This window comes from Mycobacterium sp. NGS68, assembly GCF_059812195.1.
Genome location: NZ_JCALCE010000090.1, coordinates 1 through 562 on the forward strand (window position 1 = coordinate 1; position 562 = coordinate 562).

A 562-nucleotide genomic window follows, 5' to 3' on the forward strand; every position below is an offset into this window, starting at 1 on the left:
CGGCCGGTTGGTGGTGGTGCCCGACGCGGTGGCCCGCTCGGCCCCGGATTTGCACGCTTTGCTGCTCGACGAGCAGGTCACCGTTCTCACCCAGACCCCGTCGGCGGCGGGCATGTTGTCCCCCGACGGTCTGGACGCGGACCTGGTGATCGGGGCCGAACCGTGCCCGCCGGAGCTGGTGGACCGCTGGGCCCCGGGCCGGCGGATGGTCAACGTCTACGGCCCCACCGAAACCACCATGTGGCTGTGCCGCAGCGCGCCCCTGCGGGCGGGTTCGGGGGCACCGCCGATCGGCGCCCCGACGGCGAACGCCGCCTTCTTCGTCCTCGACGCGTGGCTGCGGCCCGTGGCTCCCGGCGTGGTGGGGGAGCTGTATCTCGCGGGTCGCGGTGTGGGCGTGGGGTATTGGCGGCGGCCGGGGCTCACCGGGTCGCGGTTCGTGTCCTGCCCCTACGGCCCGCCGGGCACCCGGATGTACCGGACCGGGGACCTGGTGCGCTGGCGTGCCGATGGGCAGCTGGACTATCTGGGCCGCGCCGACGAGCAGGTCAAGATCCGCGGC

1 protein-coding gene is annotated in these 562 nt (G+C 74.2%); it reads left to right on the top strand.

The genetic code is table 11. The features are described 5' to 3' along the window. Positions 1–562: AMP-binding protein (locus AC5Y5V_RS31390; RefSeq protein ID WP_499942980.1), on the top strand; the 562-nt coding region annotated here is incomplete at both ends.